Genomic DNA, 17692 nt, shown 5'->3' with positions numbered 1-17692 from the left:
GAAGGCCCTGGCACCGGGTGCCGAGAGGGTCAGGTGACCACCACCCGCGGGGCCTCCCTCGTCCGTCGTGCCGGTGCCCCCGCGCCGGACGAGCAGGTGCACCTCCTCGGGGTGGTGCTGCCGCTCGCGGTCACGGTCGCCGTCCTGCTGCTCGACGTCCTCGAGGGACCCACCCCGCAGTACGCGGGGCTGGTCGCCGCGACCCCGTTCATGACCGCCGCGCTCGCCGGCCCCGTCCACACCGGCTTCGTCGGCGCGGTCGTGCTGGCCGCCGCGCACCTGACCGGGTTCTTCCAGGTCGCCGGCGGGGTGCTCGTCGCCGAGACCACCCCGCACCACGTCCGCATCGGCTTCGTCGCGTTGTGCGCGGCCACGGCCGTCGTCGTGTCCGCGGTCCGGGTCCGGCGCACCCGGGCGATGCTGGACCTGGCCCGGGTCGCCGTCGCCGCGCAGGACGCGATCGTCCGCCCGCTGCCCGACACCGTCGGGTCGGTGCGCTGCGCGGCCACGTACGTGTCCGCCACCGACCAGGCCCACATCGGCGGCGACATGGTCGAGGTCGTCGACACGCCCACCGGGGTGCGGGTCCTCGTCGGAGACGTCCGGGGCAAGGGCGTGGAGGCCGTGCGGCTCACCGGGGCGGTCGTCGGGGCGTTCCGTGAGCACGCCGGCCGCGCCCCCGACCTGCCGGCGCTCGCGTGGGCGCTGGACGCCGCCGTCCAGCGCGAGGGTGGCCCGGAGGACTTCGTGACCGCGCTCCTCGTCGAGGTCCACGACGACGGTGGTGTCCTCGTCGTCAGCTGCGGGCATCCCGCCCCGTACCTGACCGGGTCCACGCCCGGGCGCGCCCCGGCCGTCGAGGTCGGCGTCCTGCCCTCGCCGCCGCTCGGCCTGATGGACTCCCTGCCGCTGGTGACCGCGGCGACCCTGGGAGACCACGAGCGGCTGGTCCTCGTCACCGACGGCCTGCTCGAGGCCCGCCGGCCACCGCGGTGGTGGGACCCGCGCTCGGGGGAGTTCATCCCCGCCGCCGCCGTCCTCGGCGCCGCCCTGGCCCGCGGGTCGCTGCAGAGCGGGCTGGCGGACGTCGTCCTCGCCGTGCGCCGGTGGAACCGCGGCCGGCTGGCCGACGACATGGCCGTCCTGGTGCTCGAGCACCGCGGGCGGGTGCGCGTGCCCGCCCAGGCCGGTCCCCCGGCCGGTGAGGCGTTCGCCGCGTCCACCGCCCCTGCCCCGGCCCCGGCCGACGGGGTGTACGACGTCGAGCGCTGGGACATGCCCCGCAGCGCCTGACCCGCCGGTGCGCCAGGCGCCCGGCGCGGGCCGGAGCCGGTACGGAAGCCGTTCCCCATGATCACCCGCAGGTCTATGGTGATCACCGATGGTGGCCGGCGTCACACTCCCGGGGGCGCACGCCGCGGCGGTGGAGCGGCTGCGGGCGTCCTACGGGTCCGTGCCCACCGGCCGGCCGGTGCGGCTCGCGAAGCGAACCAGCAACCTCTTCCGGCCCCGGCCGGCGCCGGTCACCGGCCTCGACGTCAGCGGTCTGGACGGCGTCCTGCACGTCGACCCGGTCAGCCGCACCGCCGACGTCCAGGGCTTCTGCACGTACGAGCGGCTCGTCGACGTGACGCTCGCGCACGGGCTGGTGCCGCTGGTGGTGCCCCAGCTGCGCACCATCACCCTCGGCGGGGCCGTCAGCGGCCTGGGCATCGAGGCGTCGTCGTTCCGCAACGGCCTGCCGCACGAGTCGGTGCTCGAGATGGACGTCCTCACCGGCGACGGGCGGGTGCATACCTGCTCCCCGACGCAGGACCCGGACCTGTTCGCCGCGTTCCCGAACTCCTACGGCAGCCTCGGGTACGCCGTCCGCCTGCGGATCGAGCTCGAACCCGTGCGTCCGTACGTCGCCCTGCGGCACGTCCGCTTCCGCGACGTCGACTCCGCCTGCGACGCGGTCGCCCGCGTCTGCGCCGACCGCACGTGGGACGGCGAGCCCGTGCACTTCCTCGACGGTGTCGTCTTCGCCCTCGACGAGACGTACCTGACCCTCGGACGCTGGGTGGACGACGTCCGCGACGGCGGCCAGGGGCGGCCCAGCGACTACACCGGTGAGCAGGTCTTCTACCGGTCCCTGCGCGAGCGGACCACCGACGTGCTGACCACCCGGGACTTCCTGTGGCGGTGGGACACCGACTGGTTCTGGTGCTCGCGGGCGTTCGGCGCCCAGCACCCGCTGGTGCGCCGGCTGTGGCCGCGGCGGTACCGGCGCAGCGACGTCTACCACCGGCTCGTCGGCCTGGACCACCGGCTCGGTGTGGCCCGGCGGCTCGACGCGCTGCGGGGGCTGCCGGCGCGCGAGCGCGTCGTCCAGGACGTCGAGGTGCCCGTCGAGCGGACCGCCGACTTCCTGCGCTGGTTCCGGGACGAGGTCGGGATGGAGCCGGTGTGGTTGTGCCCGTTGCGGTTGCGGGACACCGGGGACGGCGCCCGACGCTGGCCGCTGTACCCGCTGGAGCCGGGCACCACCTACGTCAACGTCGGCTTCTGGGGGACGGTGCCGATCACCCCCGGGCGCGTCGACGGTGACGTCAACCGCGCGGTCGAGGCGGCCGTGGCCGAGCACGGTGGCCACAAGTCGCTGTACTCCGACGCCTACTACGACCGCGAGACGTTCGACGCCACCTACGGCGGTGGCGCGGTGTACGCGGCGGTCAAGCAGCGGTACGACCCCGATGGCCGGCTGACCGGCCTGTACGAGAAGGCGGTGGGACGACGATGAGGATCGCCGACGCGGTCGGGCTGCTCAGCCCGCAGGACCCACCCGTGCGGCTCACCGCGTTCGACGGGAGCTCCCTCGGGCCGGTGGACGCGCCGGTGCGGTTGCACCTGGCGAGCGAGCGCGGGTTGTCGTACCTGGCCACGGCGCCCGGTGACCTGGGTCTGGCCAGGGCCTACGTCACCGGCGACCTGGAGCTGCACGGGGTGCACCCGGGCGACCCGTACGAGGCGCTGAAGCTGCTGGGGCAGTGGCGCTTCCGGCGTCCCACCCCCGGGCAGGCGCGGGACATCCTGCGGATGATGGGGTGGCGGCGCTTCATCCCGCCGCCCCCGCCGCCGCAGGAGCACCTGCCGCGCTGGCGCCGGGCGGTCGAGGGCCTGCGGCACTCGCGGCAGCGTGACGCGCGGGCGATCGAGCGGCACTACGACGTGTCGAACGCGTTCTACGAGATGGTCCTCGGGCCGTCGATGGCGTACACGTGCGCCGTGTACCCGAAGGCCGGCGCGTCGCTGGAGGAGGCGCAGGAGGAGAAGCTCGACCTCGTCTGCCGCAAGCTCGACCTGCAACCGGGCGGCCGCCTGCTGGACGTCGGCTGCGGGTGGGGTGGGATGGTCCGGCACGCCGCGAGGCACTACGGGGTGACGGCGGTCGCCGTGACCCTGTCCGGCCAGCAGGCCCGCTGGGCGGCCGAGGCGGTGGAGCGCGACGGCCTCGCGGACCGGGTCACGGTGCTGCACCGCGACTACCGTGACGCACCGGGCACCGACTACGACGCGATCAGCTCGATCGGCCTGACCGAGCACATCGGGGTTCGGAACTACCCGGCGTACTTCCGGTTCCTGCGGGCCAGGCTGCGCGACGGCGGCCGGCTGCTCAACCACTGCATCACCCGGCCCGACAACGTCTCCTCGCCGGACCCGGGGGCGTTCATCGACCGGTACGTGTTCCCCGACGGGGAGCTCACCGGGTCCGGCCGGATCATCAGCGAGGCCCAGGACGCCGGCCTCGAGGTGAGGCACGAGGAGAACCTGCGCGAGCACTACGCCCTGACCCTGCGGGACTGGTGCGCGAACCTGCGCGACCACTGGGACGCCTGCGTCGGCGAGGTCGGCGAGCAGACCGCCCGCGTCTGGGGCCTGTACATGGCGGGGTCCCGGATCGGCTTCGAGACGAACGGCGTCCAGCTGCACCAGGTCCTCGCGGTGCGGACCTCGGCGGACGGCCGGTCGGGGATGCCGCTGCGCCCGGCCTGGGGGTCCTGAGCGCCCCCGCCCTTCCCCGCCCCGCCCCGCCCTTCCCACGAGACGGACGGACACGCCGCCGGTGCCGAACGGCCCGCGGCGTGTCCGTCCGTCTCGTGCTGGTGGTCATCCCGCGACCCGCGGCGCCTGCTGCTCCGTCCGTGGACGACGAGGACCCCCGGCGAGCGTCCGCGGCTAGGATCCGGCGCCGCCCCGATCCGCCCGCTCACGGAGGACCACCCGCCATGAGGCTCGTCCCACTGGCTCTCGCCGCCGCCCTCGTCATGGTCGGCTGCACGGACGACGGCACGGAGGGCAGCACGGACGGCGCCGGGCCGGCCGCCGAGGTGGTTGACCCCGAGGCGGCCATCACCGCGATGCTGACGGAGGGCTTCACCACCTCGTCCCCCGAGCAGTGCAGCACCCTGTACACCGAGAAGGGCCTGGCCGACGCCCTGTCCACGGTCGACGCCGACCACGCCACCAACGTCGCCACCTGCGAGGAGCGCACCGACCCGTCCGCGGTCGCGCGGTCCGTCGAGGTCGAGGTCGAGCTGCTCGACGAGCGCTCGGCGAACGCCGTCGTCACCCCGGACGGCGGCCCCCAGGCGGGGACGGCGGTGCACGTGTCGCTCGTCGAGCAGGACGGCTGGCGGGTCGACGAGTTCACCCGCGTCGAGCTGGTGGACAGGGCGCTGGTGGACGCGCAGCTCGGGAGCGCCGTCCAGGCGAACGTGGGCTCGCTGTACGACCAGCCGGTCGCCGACTGCCTGCAGCAGCGGCTCGGCGCGACCCCCGACGAGCAGGTCGAGCAGCACCTGGCCGACGGGACCACCGTCGACCTCGTCGCCGACGGCCTGGTCGCCTGCCTCGGCAACGGCGTCGACTCGCTGGCCATGTTCATGCTCACGGACTACCAGCTGCGCGCTGCGGGGCTGCCCGACACCTTCAGCGGGTGCGCCTCGGTCGGCGCCATGACCGAGGGGATCACCGTCAAGGGCGTGATGACCGACGCGGAGGTGCGCCAGCGGTGGTTCGACGAGATCAAGACGCTGGGCGAGACCTGCGCCGCGGCCGGCGCCGGCGGCTGAGCCCCTCGCCCCGAGCCCTCCCCCCTGAGCCTCCTCGCCTGAGCCTCTCGCCCTGAGCCCGGCCCAGGGCGCACCGGTGACTTCCCGCGGCCGCCGCGGTCTGACCTGGACGGCGGTCCCGTGCGGGGCCGGGTCACGGGAGGAGAGACCGTGGACGTGAACGTGCTGGCGGTCGGGCTGGGCGCCGTCCTGACCGTCGTCGTCGGGGGTGCCTACTACGCCGTCGCGGGCTCGGCGGCGGTCCCGGAGCGGGCGCGCGGACGGGCCGGGGCGCCGTCCGGCGTGACCGTGCTGGGCACCGAGCTGCTCCGGGGCGTGGTCCTGACCGCCGGGGTGGCGGTGCTCGTCGCCGCGACGGCCACCACCGGCCTGGTCGACGGCCTGCTCCTGGGGACCCTGCTGTGGGTGGCCTTCCCCGTCGTGCTGCTGGCCGGTGCCGTCGTGCACGAGGGCGTCCGGCCGACCCTCGCAGCCGTGCACGCCGGCGACTGGCTGGTCAAGCTGCTCGTCGTGTCGGCCCTGCTCGCCGTGTGGCGCTGACGCCGGGCGCCGTGACGCGGCGTCAGGCGGCGACGAGCGGCGCGCGCAGCGGGTGGTCGCCCTGCGTGAGGACGACCTGCGCGGCGGCGCCGGTCCGCGAGTTCACCACGACCGGCGCGAGCAGGTTCACCGTGGAGTCCGCGAGCGACGCGCCGGGGTTGACGACGACGAGGACCATCGCGTCCTCGGCGCGCTCCAGACCCAGCTCCGCGCACACGGCGTCGTCCAGGTACGGCGCGTAGTCCGGGGCGCACACCCACGGGGCCGCGACGATGAGCCGGGTGCCCTCGCGCTCCAGGCTGCGCAGGCTGAACAGGGCGCCGGTGTCGTCGAGGGCGACGAGCTCGTACCGGGTGAGCCCGTCGAGGCCGGGCAGGGGCGCGGCGAACCGCACCTCGGGCAGCGGCTGGCCGGCGGTGGTGCCGGTGTCCGCGTCGTCCGTCACGAGGACCATCGTGGTACCCCTCATCGGAGGAAGTCCAACAGGGTGGGCTGCAGGACCTTGGCCGTGGCGCCGAGCGACGCCTGGTAGGCGACCTGCTGCAGCTGCAGCTCCATGATGGTCTTCGGCAGGTCGATGTTCTCGACGCCGGCGAGCTGGGTCTGCAGGTCGAGGGCCGCGCTCTCCGCGCCGGAGCGCAGCTGGTCGGTGCGGTTGAACCGGGCGCCCACGTCGGACAGGGCGTTGACGGCCCGGCTCTGGAAGGTCTTGAGCTCGTTCAGCCCGGCGGGCAGCGCCGACGGGTCGGTGCGCAGGTCGGCGGCGATCCGGTCGAGCAGGGCGAACACGGACGTCGCGCCGTCGCCGAACACGGTGTCGCCGGGGGTGTCGGCGCGCATGGTCACTCCCGGGGCGAGCGTGCGGGAGACCTGACCGGTCCCCTCGTAGTCGTAGGTGTCGGTGTAGGCGACGGGGCTGCCGGTCGTCCCGCCGAACACGGGGCGGTCCAGGTACGTGGTGTTGGCGACCTGGAGCAGGCCGTCGCGCAGGGTCTCGATCTCGATGGCGATCGCCTCGCGGGAGTCCGGCCCGTTCGAGCCGTTGATGCCCTGGATGACGAGGTCCTGGGCCCGGCGCAGCGTCGAGCTCGTGGTCTGCAGCGCCGAGTCGGCCTGGTTGAGCCAGCCGAGGCTGTCGTCGGCGTTGCGCGCGTACTGCTTCTGCGCGCGGACGTCGCCGCGGATCTGCAGGGCGGTCACGGTGCCCGGCGGGTCGTCGGACGGGCGCTGGATCTCCCGGCCGCTGGACAGCTTGTCGGTGAGCCGCTGGGTGGACCCCAGGGACTGCTGCATGTTCGCCAGGGCGTTCATGCTGATGGTCTTGTGCGTCACGCGCATGCCGGCCATGTCAGGTCCTTCGTCAGCGGCCGACGAGGCCGGTGCGGTTGATGAGGGTGTCGAGGGCCTGGTCGACGGCGGTGAGCATCCGCGCGGCGCCCTCGTAGGCGCGCTGCGTGGTCAGCATGTTCACCATCTCCTCGTCGACGTCGACGCTCGTGGCCGACGTCCAGGCGGCCTCCGCGTCGAGGCGGACGACGTCGGCGGTGGCGGCGCGGCGGGTGGCGGCCTGGGTGTCGACGCCGGTGGCGACGACGAACGCCTCCCACGCCTTGTTCGGTCCGTCGGCGGCGGTGCCGAGGGCGCTGATCCGGACGGCGAACGTCCCGTCGAACTGGCCCTGGCCGGGCGCGCCGGCGGCGACGTCCCGGGCGGTCATGCCGGGGTTGACGACGACCTTGCCGGGACCCACGTACTGGAACAGCTCGCGGCCCGCGGCGGCGTCCGGGTCGTCCAGGCCGCGGCCCTGGGTGTGCAGGGCGTTGACGCTGTCCATCAGCTTGGTGGCGACGTCGTCGTACCCGGCGGCCGCCGCGACGAGGTCGGTGCCGAGGGCCTGCTTGCCGGCGCCGAGCTCACCGGTGGTGACGACCGCGGGCGTCCCGTCGGCCCAGGTGAAGGTCACGGGGGTGGAGGCGACGCCCTCGAGGGTGGCGGGGGCCTCCATCGCGAGCCGGTTGGTGCGGTCGCCGCGCACGAGCGCCGTCCCGGACAGCAGGACGTCGACGGTGCCGTCGTCCTTCGTCCGGGTGGTGGCGCCGGTGAGCTTGGCGAGGTCGACGACCATCCGGTCCCGCTCGTCCACCAGCTCGTTGGCGGGGGCGCCGACGGCGACCGCGGCCTTGATCTGGTGGTTGAGGTCGGCGACGGCGGACGCGGTGGTGTTGACCTGGGTGACGAGCGCGGAGGTCTGCTCCCGCACCTGCAGCCACTGGTTGGTGACGCCGTTGTACCCGGCGGAGACCTGGTCGGCGACCGCGCGGGCCTGCTCGAGCATGACGCCGCGGGCGGCGAGGTCCTCGGGGTGGTTCGCGACGTCGCCCCACGTGGCCCACAGCTCGGACAGCTGGGCGGTCAGGCCGGTGTCGCCGGGCTCGGCGAACCGGGTCTCGACCTGGGTGAGCACCGCCTTGCGGGCGTTGAGGAACGACGCGTCGGCCTCTGCACCGCGCAGGCGGGCCATGGCGAACTCGTCGGACAGCCGGACGATCGCGGCGACCTGCACGCCGTCCCCGACGGTGCGGGGCGTGCCCTGCAGGGAGTACGGCGACCCGGGGCCGAGCGCCTGCAGGTCGGCCCGCTGGCGGGTGTACCCGGCGGTGCCGGCGTTGGCGACGTTCTGCCCGCCGACGTCGAGGGCACGGCGCTGGGCCTGCATGGCCGACAGCGCGCTGGACAGTCCGGAGAACGTACTCACAGGGCCTCATCCACCAGGTGGGAGCGGGCGCCGGCGACCGAGGCGGTCGCGGCCCTCCCGCGGGGGTCGTAGGTATGGAGGGGCTCCTCGACGGCGAGGAGCGTCTCGTGGACGGCGCGCGCGCCGGCGGCGACGGCGTCCCGGTTGGCCTCGGCGGTGGTGGCGATCTCCTGGGTCAGGACCAGGAAGGCCTGCCGGTGGCCCTCGAGCAGCTCGGTCCACGGCTCGGGCGCCGCGGCGACGAGCGCGCGCAGGCTGGGCTCCGGGCCGAGGCCCAGCTCCTCACCGACGACGCTGACCTCGACGGCGCGCAGCGCCTCGGCGTCGCGGATCTGGTCCAGGACGACCTCGACCTCGCGCGTGGCGTGCGGCAGCCAGCGGGTCCGGCCCGCGGCGAGGAGCAGCTGCTCCTCCTCGAGCTTGAACAGCAGCAGCTCGAGCAGCTCGCGCTCGCGCCACAGCACGTTCGAGACCTCGGCCAGTCCCATCGTCCACCCACCTCTCGCCGCCTCGGGGTTCGGGGCGGTTCGCCTGCTCATCGGCAGGGCATTGACCCATCTGAGGGCTATTCGGGTGGGTGATGTCCTTCAGCGCTCAAGCCGTATGCGTACAGCGACGAACCCCTCACCGTGAGCAACGGAGCAGCCCGATCGGACCGTGTCGAGGAGCTGGTGCGCGAGCACCTCCCCCTCGTCGGTTACGTCGTCAACGAGATCGCCCTGCGTCTGCCCGGTCACGTCAGCCGGGACGACCTGGCCGGTGCCGGCCGCGTCGGCCTGACGCAGGCCGCCATGGCCTACGACGAGACGACGGGGGTGCCGTTCAACCGGTACGCCTCCCAGCGCATCAAGGGTGCGGTGCTCGACGAGCTGCGGTCCATGGACTGGGCCACCCGAGGGACCCGCTCCCGCGGCCGCGAGGTCACCCGCGCCGAGGACGAGCTGACCGACCGGCTGGGCCGCACGCCCACCGCCCAGGAGGTCGCCGAGCGCCTCGGGATCGGCCTGGCCGACCTCGACCGCCGCCGCGCCGACTCCGAGCGGGCCCTGCTCAGCCTCGACGCGTTCGACGCCTCGATCGCCGACACCCTCCCCGACGCCGCCCCGGACCCCCAGCAGCACCTCGAGCAGTCCGAGAAGATCGGCTACCTGCGCTCCGCGATCGCCGCCCTGCCCGAGCGGCTGCGGCACGTCGCCGTCGGCGTCTACCTCGAGCAGCGGCCGATGGCCGAGCTCGCCGCCGAGCTCGGCGTCACCGAGTCGCGGATCAGCCAGCTGCGCGCCGAGGCCCTCACCATGCTCCGGGACGCGATGAACGCCCAGTTCGCGCCGTCCCTCGTCCCCCAGCCGCGCAAGCCGGACGGCGCCGTCGCGCGCCGCCGGACCGCCTACTACGCCCAGGTCGCGCAGCACGCCGCGATGTCGGGCCTCATGACCCGCCCGCCGGCCGTCGTCGTGGGGGCGGCGGCCGTCGGGCGATCTGCCTGACCGAGGCAATCACCCGGTCGGACCAGCAGGAACCGCTCAGGTGGGCAGCCCGCCCACCGATGAGCACCACGTCAGAAGGCCAGACCACGGACGGTCGGCCAGCAAGAGCCCGATTCAAGGAGGATCACCATGGGTCTCTCGATCAACCAGAACATCGCGGCGGTCAACTCGTACCGCAACCTGTCCAACACGCAGAACGACCTGAGCAAGTCGCTGGAGAAGCTCTCCTCCGGCTTCCGGATCAACCGCGCGGCGGACGACGCTGCTGGTCTGGCCATCTCCGAGGGCCTGCGCTCGCAGGTCGGCGGTCTGAAGGTCGCGGCCCGCAACGCCCAGGACGGCATCTCCGTCGTCCAGACCGCTGAGGGTGCGCTCACCGAGGTGCACGCGATCCTGCAGCGCGTGCGTGACCTGGCCGTCCAGGGCGCGAACGACTCCAACAACACCGAGGCCCGCGCCAACATCAAGACCGAGTCGGACAGCCTCGTCGCCGAGCTCGACCGGATCTCGAAGTCCACCAACTTCAACGGCACCAAGCTGCTCGACGGCTCGACCTCCGAGCTGAAGTTCCAGGTCGGCGCCGACGGCGACGCCGACAGCCAGATCACGGTCTCCCTCGCGGGCGCCAACGTGAAGTCGATCGCCCAGAACCTGACCGGCGGCGACCTGACGACGACCGGCACCTCGTTCGCGATCGCGGACGTGGCCACGGTCGCCGGCGCGATGTCCTTCACCAGCACCAGCGGTGGGGTCTCCAAGACCGTCACCACGGCGGACCTGGGCGTCGCCGGCACGTTCGACAGCGTGGAGGGCTTCGCCGACGCGCTGCGGGCCGACGAGGCCTTCGCGGCCAACTTCACCGTCACGGTGACCAAGGACGCGAACGGTGCCGGCACCGGCATCGTCGTGACCGCGAACGACGGTGGCACGCTGGCCGCCGCCGACAACGCCACGGCGGGCACGGGCCTCGCGGCCGGTGTCGACGGCACCGCCGTCAGCGGTGGCCTGAACTACTCCAACGCCACCAACGCGCAGGCGTCCATCAACCTGATCGACGAGCAGATCAAGTCGGTCTCGACCGCTCGCGCCGGTCTGGGTGCTCTCCAGAACCGCTTCGAGCACACCATCAAGAACGTGAACGTCGCCGTGGAGAACCTCTCGGCCTCCGAGAGCCGGATCCGCGACACCGACATGGCGTCCGAGATGGTGCAGTTCACCCGCGCGCAGATCCTGTCCCAGGCCGGCACGTCCATGCTGGCCCAGGCCAACCAGATCCCCCAGGGCGTCATGTCCCTCCTGAGGTGATCGAGCTCCACCCGCTAGACCCCAGCTAGACCCCAGTTGGACCAGCACCACCCGGCCGGCGGCGGGTTGACGAGAACCGTCAGCCCGTCGCCGGCCGGACCCGCTTCCCCGCTCCCCGCGAGCACGGACCGAGAGGCACGACCACCTCATGGCAACCCTGGGCATCGACGGACTCGTCAGCGGCCTGGACACCACGTCGCTCATCAACCAGCTCATGCAGGTCGAGGCGATGCCCCAGACCCTGCTCAAGCGCAAGCAGTCCACGACCCAGACGCTCGTCTCCGCGCTCCAGTCGCTCAACACCAAGGTCGCCTCCCTGACCGAGAGCGCCCAGAAGACCGCCAAGCCGGAGTCCTGGGACGCCGTCACCGCCAAGAGCAGCGCGACCAGCGTCACCGCGAACGCGACCGCCACGGCGCAGCCCGGCAGCGTCAGCTTCACCGTCGAGCAGGTGGCCGCGGCCAAGGTCGCGCTCAGCCGCGAGACCCTCGACGACAGCTCCCTGGTCGCCGGCATCCCGCCGGCCGTCACCGTCAAGAAGGCCGACGGCACGTTCGTGACCGTGGAGCCCACCAGCGGGAGCCTCAACGACATCGCCCGCGCCCTGAACAACGCCGCCGACTCCGGCGTCAAGGCGACCGTCGTCCGCGTGGGGGTCGACGCCGACGACAAGCCGCTCTACCGGCTCCAGTTCACGGGGACGAGCACCGGCTCCGACGGTGGGTTCGAGGTCTACGCCGGGACCCAGGCGGAGGTCGAGGGCTACGACGCGGCCGCGCTCGCCGCGAACCGGCTCGACGCGACCGAGGTGACCGCGGCGGCGGACGCCCGGATCACCCTGTGGAAGGGCACGGCCGCCGAGAAGACCTTCCAGCAGTCCTCGAACACCTTCAGCGGCCTGATGACGGGTGTGGACGTCACGGTCTCGAAGGTGACCGGTGCGGGCGAGGACCCGGTGACCGTCACCGTGGCCCAGGACGCCGACGCCCTGAAGAAGCTCGCGTCGGGTCTGGTCGGCTCCCTCGGCGTCGTCCTCTCGGAGGTCGCGTCGCGGACCGCCACCACCACGAAGACGAACACCGACGGCAGCACCGCGGTCACCGGCGGCCTGTTCTCCGGGGACGGCGCGGTCCGCCAGCTCCAGCAGCAGCTCACCACGGCGATGGGTGGCGCGGTCACGACCGCGTCGGGCGAGCTGGTCTCGCCGTCGTCCGTCGGTCTGGTCATCGGCCGCGACGGCACGTTCACCTTCGACGAGGCGAAGTTCAGCGCGGCCCTGACCGCCGACCCGGCGCGGGTCCGGGACGTCGTCACCCAGGTCGCCGACCGAGTCGCTCAGGTCGCGAGCGGAGCGTCCGACAAGACTGACGGGACCCTCACCCGCAAGATCCAGGGCCAGGAAGGCCTGGTCAAGGACATGGGGACCCAGATCGAGCAGTGGGACCGCCGGCTCGAGCTGCGCCGGGCCAACCTCCAGCGCACGTACTCGGCGCTGGAGGTGACCCTCTCGGGTCTGCAGTCCCAGTCGAGCTGGCTCGCCGGCCAGCTCGCCACCCTCCCGTCGTACAGCAGCAAGTGACCTGACCGGCCAGTCCGGTCGCGAGGAGCCAGCCATGTACACCGCAGCCGCCGGCCGCGCGAGGTTCGTCGACGACTCGCTCGCCACCGCCACGCCGTCCCGACTCGTCACCATGCTGTACGACCGCCTGTGCTTGGACCTGGCCCGCGCGGAGCACGCCCAGCGCGCCGGCGACCGCACCACCGCGAACGCGCAGCTGCAGCACGCGCAGGACATCGTCTCCGCGCTGCACCAGTCGCTCGACACCACGTGGGAGGGGGCCGCGAACCTCGGCGGCCTCTACACCTACGTGACCGGTGAGCTCGTGCAGGCGAACATCGCCAACGACCCGGAGCGCACCAAGGCGTGTGCCGACCTGCTGGGCCCGCTGCGCGACGCCTGGCACGAGGCGGCGAAGGTCGCCGCCGCCGAGGCGACCACCCGCTCCGCGTCCCTGTCGTTCACCGCGTGACCGTGGGCACCGCCGTGGCGCGCGACAGCGACCGCACCGCCCCCGGGAGCGGGGACGCCGACGGGGCCGGCTGGCACGAGGCCTGGTCGCGGGCCCTGCACGGCATGGAGCTGGACGTCGTCCAGGCCGAGGCGCTGCTGACCGCCGTCCACGCCGGCGCCGACCTGCCCAGCCCGGACGAGGTGAGCCGGCGCCGCTGGTCGCCACCCACCGGCCTCGGCCCGCTGCCGATCGCGCTGCAGGACAGGGCGGCGGCGCTGCTGGCCCGTCAGCAGGAGGTGGGCCGCCGCCTCGCCGAGGCCGCCCACACCAACCGCCAGCACCAGCGGGCCGCCGTCGCCCACCGCGAGGCGCCCCCCGCCGTCCCCGTCTACGTCGACGTCGCCCTCTGACCCCCACCCCCCCCTTGCTCACCAGCGCGGGGTTTGCGCGCTGGAACGGCACGGATCCGACCGATCCGTGCCGTTTCGCTGCGTAGAGCCCGGTGGGGTGAGCAAAGGGGTGGGGGGTGGGGGTGGGAGGCCGGACGGGTGGATCCCTCAGGTCCGGGCGCCGTGCGCCGATGGGTGGACCGGCGGCACCTACCCGCCCCTCGCGCCCACCGCCCCCGGTGAGCGCCCCGGCCCGACGCAGCAGGAGGCACCCGTGGAGGAGATGGACGAGATCGTCCAGGAGTTCCTCGTGGAGTCCCACGAGAACCTGGACCAGCTCGACCGGGACCTCGTGCAGCTGGAGGCCGAGCCCGGCTCCCGCGAGCTGCTGGCGAGCGTCTTCCGCACCATCCACACCATCAAGGGAACGAGCGGGTTCCTCGCGTTCTCCAAGCTCGAGTCCGTCACCCACGTCGGTGAGAACCTGCTCGCGCGCCTGCGCGACGGCAAGCTCGTCATGACGCCGGCCACCACCGACGTCCTGCTGCGGATGGTCGACACCGTCCGCGAGCTGCTCGGCAGCATCGAGGCGACCGGGGCCGAGGGCAGCGTCAGCGTCGACGGTGTCGTCGCCCAGATCACCGACGCCCTCGAGGGCCGCGAGCCCGTCGCCGCCCCGCCGGCCGCCGTCCCGGCGCCCGAGCCCGCGCCGGCTCCCGAGCCCGACCCCGTCCCGGCCGCCGACACGGCCGCGCAGCCGGACGCCGTCCCCGCAGCCGCCGAGCCCAAGCCCGCGGCGCGCAAGAGCACCCCCAGGAAGTCCGCGCCGAAGAAGCACGAGCCGACGAAGCCCGAGCCGACGAAGCCCGAGCCGGCGGCGCCCGAGCCCGCGCCCGTGAACGAGACGGCTCAGCCCGTCGCGCAGGCTCCGGAGCCGGCGCCGGCCCCGGCGCCCGCGCCCGCGCCCTCGGCCGCCAAGCCGACCGTCCAGCCGGAGCCCGTGCCGGAGCCCGGCGCCGACGCCGCCACCACGGCCCCGAAGCGCAGCGCCGCCGACGCCTCGATCCGCGTGGACGTCGACCTGCTCGACGCGCTGATGCGGCTCGTCGGCGAGCTGGTCCTGACCCGCAACCAGATCGTGCGCCAGGCCGCCGTCCAGGAGGACGTCGACCTCGCTCGGGCCTCGCAGCGGCTCAACCTGATCGCCACGGAGCTGCAGGAGGGCGTCATGAAGACGCGCATGCAGCCCATCGACCACCTGTGGTCGAAGCTGCCGCGCGTCGTCCGCGACCTCGGTGCCCAGTGCGGCAAGCAGGTCCGCCTGCAGATGGTCGGCAAGGACACCGAGCTCGACCGCACCCTGCTCGAGGCCGTCAAGGACCCGCTGACCCACCTGGTCCGCAACGCCGTCGACCACGGCCTGGAGTCGCCCGAGAGGCGCCGCGCCGCCGGCAAGGCCGCCGAGGGCGTCGTCACCCTCAAGGCGTTCCACGAGGGCGGCCAGGTCGTCGTCGAGGTCACCGACGACGGTGCCGGCATCGACGCCGACAAGATCGCCGCGAAGGCGCAGGAGCGCGGGCTCAAGACCGCCGCCCAGCTCGCCGCGATGTCCCCCGGCGACGTCCTGCAGCTGATCTTCCTGCCCGGCTTCTCCACCGCCGCGGCCGTCACGAACGTCTCCGGCCGCGGGGTCGGGATGGACGTCGTGAAGACGAACATCGAGGCCATCGGCGGCACCATCGAGGTCGAGTCGACCGTCGGCGCCGGCACCACCTGCCGGCTGCGGATCCCGCTGACCCTCGCGATCGTCCCCGCGCTCACCGTCGAGTGCGCGGGCGACCGGTACGCCATCCCGCAGGTCAGCCTCCTGGAGCTCGTGGCGCTGGACGCCGAGCGGGCGGCGACCGCCGTGGAGGACGTCAACGGCGCGAAGGTGTACCGGCTACGCGGGTCCCTGCTGCCGCTGGTGCAACTCTCCGAGGTCCTCGGTGTCGACTCCGACCGCGAGGACGGGCACGTCGTCATCGCCGTCCTGCTCGCCGAGGGCAAGCGCTTCGGCCTCGTCGTGGACCGGGTCCTCAACACCGAGGAGATCGTGGTCAAGCCGCTGTCGGCCCGGCTGAAGTCCCTCGGGACCTACTCCGGCGCCACGCTGCTCGGTGACGGCCGGGTCGCGCTGATCCTCGACGTCCAGGCCCTGGCCCGCCGTGCCCTGTCCACGGAGGCGCTCGACCGCCAGCTCGGCGAGGGCCAGCAGACCGTGGTCCGGCGAGAGCCGAACCAGGTCCTCATCGCCGGCGTCGGCGGGGACCGGCAGGTCGCCATCCCGCTGTCGATGGTCGCGCGGCTCGAGCAGATCAAGTCCGCGTCCGTCGAGCGGGTCGGGTCCCGCGAGGTCGTGCAGTACCGCGGCGCGATCCTGCCGCTCCTGCGGCTCGACCGGCACCTCGGCACGTACTCCGAGCGGGATGCGGACGAGCTGACCGTCGTCGTCTACAGCAGCGAGGGCCGCAGCGTCGCGATCGTCGTCGAGCAGATCGTCGACATCGTCGAGGAGGACGCCGAGGTCCGCAGCGACATCGACGACCACGGCCTGCTCGGGTCCACGGTGATCCGCGACCGGATCATCGAGCTCCTCGACGTGCGCGCCGCGATCCTCGCGGCCGACCCGAACTTCTTCACCACCCCCGTGGGTGACCAGACCGTCCTGCAGGAGGCGTGATGTCCACGCAGCTCGCCACGTTCCGGCTCGACGACCGCACGTACGGCGTCGACGTCGCCAAGGTGCAGGAGGTGCTGCGCAGCCAGCCCCGCACCCGGGTGCCGCTGTCACCGCCGGCGGTCGCCGGCCTCATCAACCTGCGGGGTCAGGTGCTCACCGCCATCGACCTGCGGCACCAGCTCGACCTGCCGCCGCGCCAGGGCGAGGAGGAGCCGATGATCGTCGTCATCCGCGTCGCGGGTGAGCCGATCGCGCTCCTCGTCGACAGCATCGGCGCCGTGGTGGACGTCGACGACGAGCAGTTCGAGGCGCCGCCGGACACCCTCAGCGGCCCGACCCGCGAGCTGATCCTCGGCGCGTACAAGCTGCCGGGCTCGCTGCTGCTCTCCCTGGACGTCGACCGCGCCGTCGCGGCCTGAGCCCTCAGCACCCGCACCAGAACGACCAGAACCAGACCGACCAGACCGCAGGACCAAAGCAGGAGGTGCGCCGTGAAGCGCTTCGAGTGGACCGTCGGGCGCCGGGTGCGCGTCCTGGGGGCCGTCGGCGCCCTGTCGACCTTGGTGATCGGGTGGGCGGCCTGGGACGGGATGACGAAGGTCGACGAGCGGCGCGAGGCGCTCAGCACGGCGTCGAGCGCCGGCTCGGTCATGCTGCAGCTCGACACCCGGGCCAGCGAGTTCAAGGTGCTCGGCTACCGCGCCCTGACCGCGGACGACCCGAGCGCGCTGCTCGCGGACGTCGCGGAGGACCGCGCGACCGTCGAGGGCCTGCTCGACCAGCTCGACGCCCTGCCGCTCGAGGGCGAGCTGGCGCAGGCCGCCGACGGCCTGCGCGGCCCGTTCACCGCGTTCGTCGACGAGGTCGACGCGTTCATCGACGCCAGCGTCGAGGACCAGACGGCGATGCAGCCGCGCGGAGACGAGATCCAGGCGGCCAACGGCGCGACCGACGAGGCCGTCGGCCAGGCGCTGGACGTCGTCACCGCCACCATGGAGCGAGAGACCGCCGCGCTGGAAGGCACGGCCGCCAGCGTCCGGACGTTCAACAGCGTCGTCACCGCGCTGATGCTGGCGCTCCTCGTCGCGACCGTCGTCGTGACGACCCGCGCCATCACCCGGCCCCTGAGCCGGGTCCTCGCCTCCCTGCAGCGGGTCGCCGCCGGCGACCTCACCGAGGACGTCGAGGTCCGCTCCCAGGGCGAGCTCGGCATGCTCGAGCGCGGCCTGCGCAGCACCGTCGAGTCGATGCGGTCCGTCATCGCGTCGGTGACGGGGTCGGCGGATGCGGTGGCGTCGAGCTCGCAGGAGCTGGCGGCGTCCTCGCAGCAGATCGCTGCGGGGGCTGAGGAGACGTCGGTGCAGGCTG

17 protein-coding genes are annotated in these 17692 nt (G+C 73.5%); 13 read left to right on the top strand and 4 right to left on the bottom strand.

The features are described 5' to 3' along the window. Positions 1 to 33 precede the first annotated feature (33 nt). The 5 genes from ACYVQV_RS03865 (at position 34) to ACYVQV_RS03845 (ending at position 5654) form a co-directional block, all read left to right on the top strand. Positions 34 to 1293, top strand: coding sequence for a PP2C family protein-serine/threonine phosphatase (locus ACYVQV_RS03865; RefSeq protein WP_461021950.1), 1260 nt, complete (start codon positions 34 to 36; stop codon positions 1291 to 1293). An 88-nt stretch (positions 1294 to 1381) separates the two neighbouring features. After that, on the top strand, positions 1382 to 2782 hold the full coding sequence (locus tag ACYVQV_RS03860; protein WP_461021949.1) for an FAD-binding oxidoreductase: 1401 nt from the start codon (positions 1382 to 1384) through the stop codon (positions 2780 to 2782). Further along, on the top strand, positions 2779 to 4044 hold the full coding sequence (locus ACYVQV_RS03855) for a class I SAM-dependent methyltransferase (protein WP_461021948.1): 1266 nt from the start codon (positions 2779 to 2781) through the stop codon (positions 4042 to 4044). The genes ACYVQV_RS03860 and ACYVQV_RS03855 overlap by 4 nt, the downstream gene beginning before the upstream one ends. A 224-nt stretch (positions 4045 to 4268) precedes the next feature. Then, the gene (locus ACYVQV_RS03850) at positions 4269 to 5114 is read left to right on the top strand and encodes a hypothetical protein (protein ID WP_461021947.1); all 846 of its coding nucleotides are present in this window, start codon (positions 4269 to 4271) and stop codon (positions 5112 to 5114) included. 150 nt (positions 5115 to 5264) lie between these two features. Beyond that, complete coding sequence (locus ACYVQV_RS03845) at positions 5265 to 5654, top strand: DUF1761 domain-containing protein (protein WP_461021946.1); 390 nt, start codon at positions 5265 to 5267, stop codon at positions 5652 to 5654. A gap of 22 nt (positions 5655 to 5676) precedes the next feature. Here ACYVQV_RS03845 and ACYVQV_RS03840 read toward each other — a convergent pair whose 3' ends face one another. Genes ACYVQV_RS03840 through flgN form a run of 4 tightly spaced genes read right to left on the bottom strand, consistent with a single transcriptional unit; the run spans position 5677 to position 8897 of the window. Next, the gene (locus ACYVQV_RS03840; RefSeq protein ID WP_461021945.1) at positions 5677 to 6123 is read right to left on the bottom strand and encodes a flagellar assembly protein FliW; all 447 of its coding nucleotides are present in this window, start codon (positions 6121 to 6123) and stop codon (positions 5677 to 5679) included. Next, on the bottom strand, positions 6120 to 7001 hold the full coding sequence (flgL, locus tag ACYVQV_RS03835) for a flagellar hook-associated protein FlgL (protein WP_461021944.1): 882 nt from the start codon (positions 6999 to 7001) through the stop codon (positions 6120 to 6122). The genes ACYVQV_RS03840 and flgL overlap by 4 nt, the downstream gene beginning before the upstream one ends. Positions 7002 to 7014: 13 nt before the next feature. Further along, positions 7015 to 8409, bottom strand: coding sequence for a flagellar hook-associated protein FlgK (gene flgK / locus ACYVQV_RS03830; protein ID WP_461021943.1), 1395 nt, complete (start codon positions 8407 to 8409; stop codon positions 7015 to 7017). Then, positions 8406 to 8897 (bottom strand): flagellar export chaperone FlgN, encoded by a 492-nt coding sequence (flgN, locus tag ACYVQV_RS03825; protein WP_461022079.1) that lies wholly within the window; start codon positions 8895 to 8897, stop codon positions 8406 to 8408. The genes flgK and flgN overlap by 4 nt, the downstream gene beginning before the upstream one ends. Positions 8898 to 9038: 141 nt before the next feature. On the opposite strand from flgN, the gene ACYVQV_RS03820 reads away from it, so the two are divergent. The 8 genes from ACYVQV_RS03820 to ACYVQV_RS03785 all read left to right on the top strand — a co-directional run. Then, positions 9039 to 9896, top strand: a complete 858-nt coding sequence (locus ACYVQV_RS03820; protein ID WP_461021942.1) for a sigma-70 family RNA polymerase sigma factor — start codon at positions 9039 to 9041, stop codon at positions 9894 to 9896. Between the two features lie 129 nt (positions 9897 to 10025). Continuing rightward, positions 10026 to 11201, top strand: a complete 1176-nt coding sequence (locus ACYVQV_RS03815) for a flagellin N-terminal helical domain-containing protein (protein ID WP_461021941.1) — start codon at positions 10026 to 10028, stop codon at positions 11199 to 11201. 148 nt (positions 11202 to 11349) lie between these two features. Continuing rightward, entirely contained in the window at positions 11350 to 12780 is a 1431-nt protein-coding gene (fliD, locus tag ACYVQV_RS03810; RefSeq protein ID WP_461021940.1) for a flagellar filament capping protein FliD, read from the top strand. Positions 12781 to 12814: 34 nt separating this feature from the next. Beyond that, complete coding sequence (gene fliS, locus ACYVQV_RS03805) at positions 12815 to 13231, top strand: flagellar export chaperone FliS (RefSeq protein WP_461021939.1); 417 nt, start codon at positions 12815 to 12817, stop codon at positions 13229 to 13231. Then, entirely contained in the window at positions 13228 to 13623 is a 396-nt protein-coding gene (locus tag ACYVQV_RS03800) for a hypothetical protein (RefSeq protein WP_461021938.1), read from the top strand. The genes fliS and ACYVQV_RS03800 overlap by 4 nt, the downstream gene beginning before the upstream one ends. 253 nt (positions 13624 to 13876) lie before the next feature. Next, complete coding sequence (locus tag ACYVQV_RS03795; protein WP_461021937.1) at positions 13877 to 16324, top strand: chemotaxis protein CheA; 2448 nt, start codon at positions 13877 to 13879, stop codon at positions 16322 to 16324. Continuing rightward, positions 16324 to 16743, top strand: coding sequence for a chemotaxis protein CheW (locus ACYVQV_RS03790; RefSeq protein ID WP_461021936.1), 420 nt, complete (start codon positions 16324 to 16326; stop codon positions 16741 to 16743). Before ACYVQV_RS03795 ends, ACYVQV_RS03790 begins: the two co-directional genes overlap by 1 nt. A gap of 72 nt (positions 16744 to 16815) precedes the next feature. After that, on the top strand, positions 16816 to 17692 hold an 877-nt coding region (locus ACYVQV_RS03785; protein ID WP_461021935.1), incomplete at its 3' end, for a HAMP domain-containing protein.

Source organism: Thalassiella azotivora (genome assembly GCF_054781695.1).
Note: the sequence above shows the minus strand (reverse complement) of the source record. Positions and strands in the feature narration are given on the sequence as shown.

Excerpts from the sequence above, each read along its gene's own strand:
- ACYVQV_RS03860 (WP_461021949.1), top strand. The coding sequence starts at position 1,382 with ATGGTGGCCGGCGTCACACTCCCGGGGGCGCACGCCGCGGCGGTGGAG.
- ACYVQV_RS03855 (WP_461021948.1), top strand. The coding sequence starts at position 2,779 with ATGAGGATCGCCGACGCGGTCGGGCTGCTCAGCCCGCAGGACCCACCC.
- ACYVQV_RS03850 (WP_461021947.1), top strand. The coding sequence starts at position 4,269 with ATGAGGCTCGTCCCACTGGCTCTCGCCGCCGCCCTCGTCATGGTCGGC.
- ACYVQV_RS03840 (WP_461021945.1), bottom strand. The coding sequence starts at position 6,123 with ATGAGGGGTACCACGATGGTCCTCGTGACGGACGACGCGGACACCGGC.
- flgL (WP_461021944.1), bottom strand. The coding sequence starts at position 7,001 with ATGGCCGGCATGCGCGTGACGCACAAGACCATCAGCATGAACGCCCTG.
- flgN (WP_461022079.1), bottom strand. The coding sequence starts at position 8,897 with ATGGGACTGGCCGAGGTCTCGAACGTGCTGTGGCGCGAGCGCGAGCTG.
- ACYVQV_RS03815 (WP_461021941.1), top strand. The coding sequence starts at position 10,026 with ATGGGTCTCTCGATCAACCAGAACATCGCGGCGGTCAACTCGTACCGC.
- fliD (WP_461021940.1), top strand. The coding sequence starts at position 11,350 with ATGGCAACCCTGGGCATCGACGGACTCGTCAGCGGCCTGGACACCACG.
- fliS (WP_461021939.1), top strand. The coding sequence starts at position 12,815 with ATGTACACCGCAGCCGCCGGCCGCGCGAGGTTCGTCGACGACTCGCTC.
- ACYVQV_RS03790 (WP_461021936.1), top strand. The coding sequence starts at position 16,324 with ATGTCCACGCAGCTCGCCACGTTCCGGCTCGACGACCGCACGTACGGC.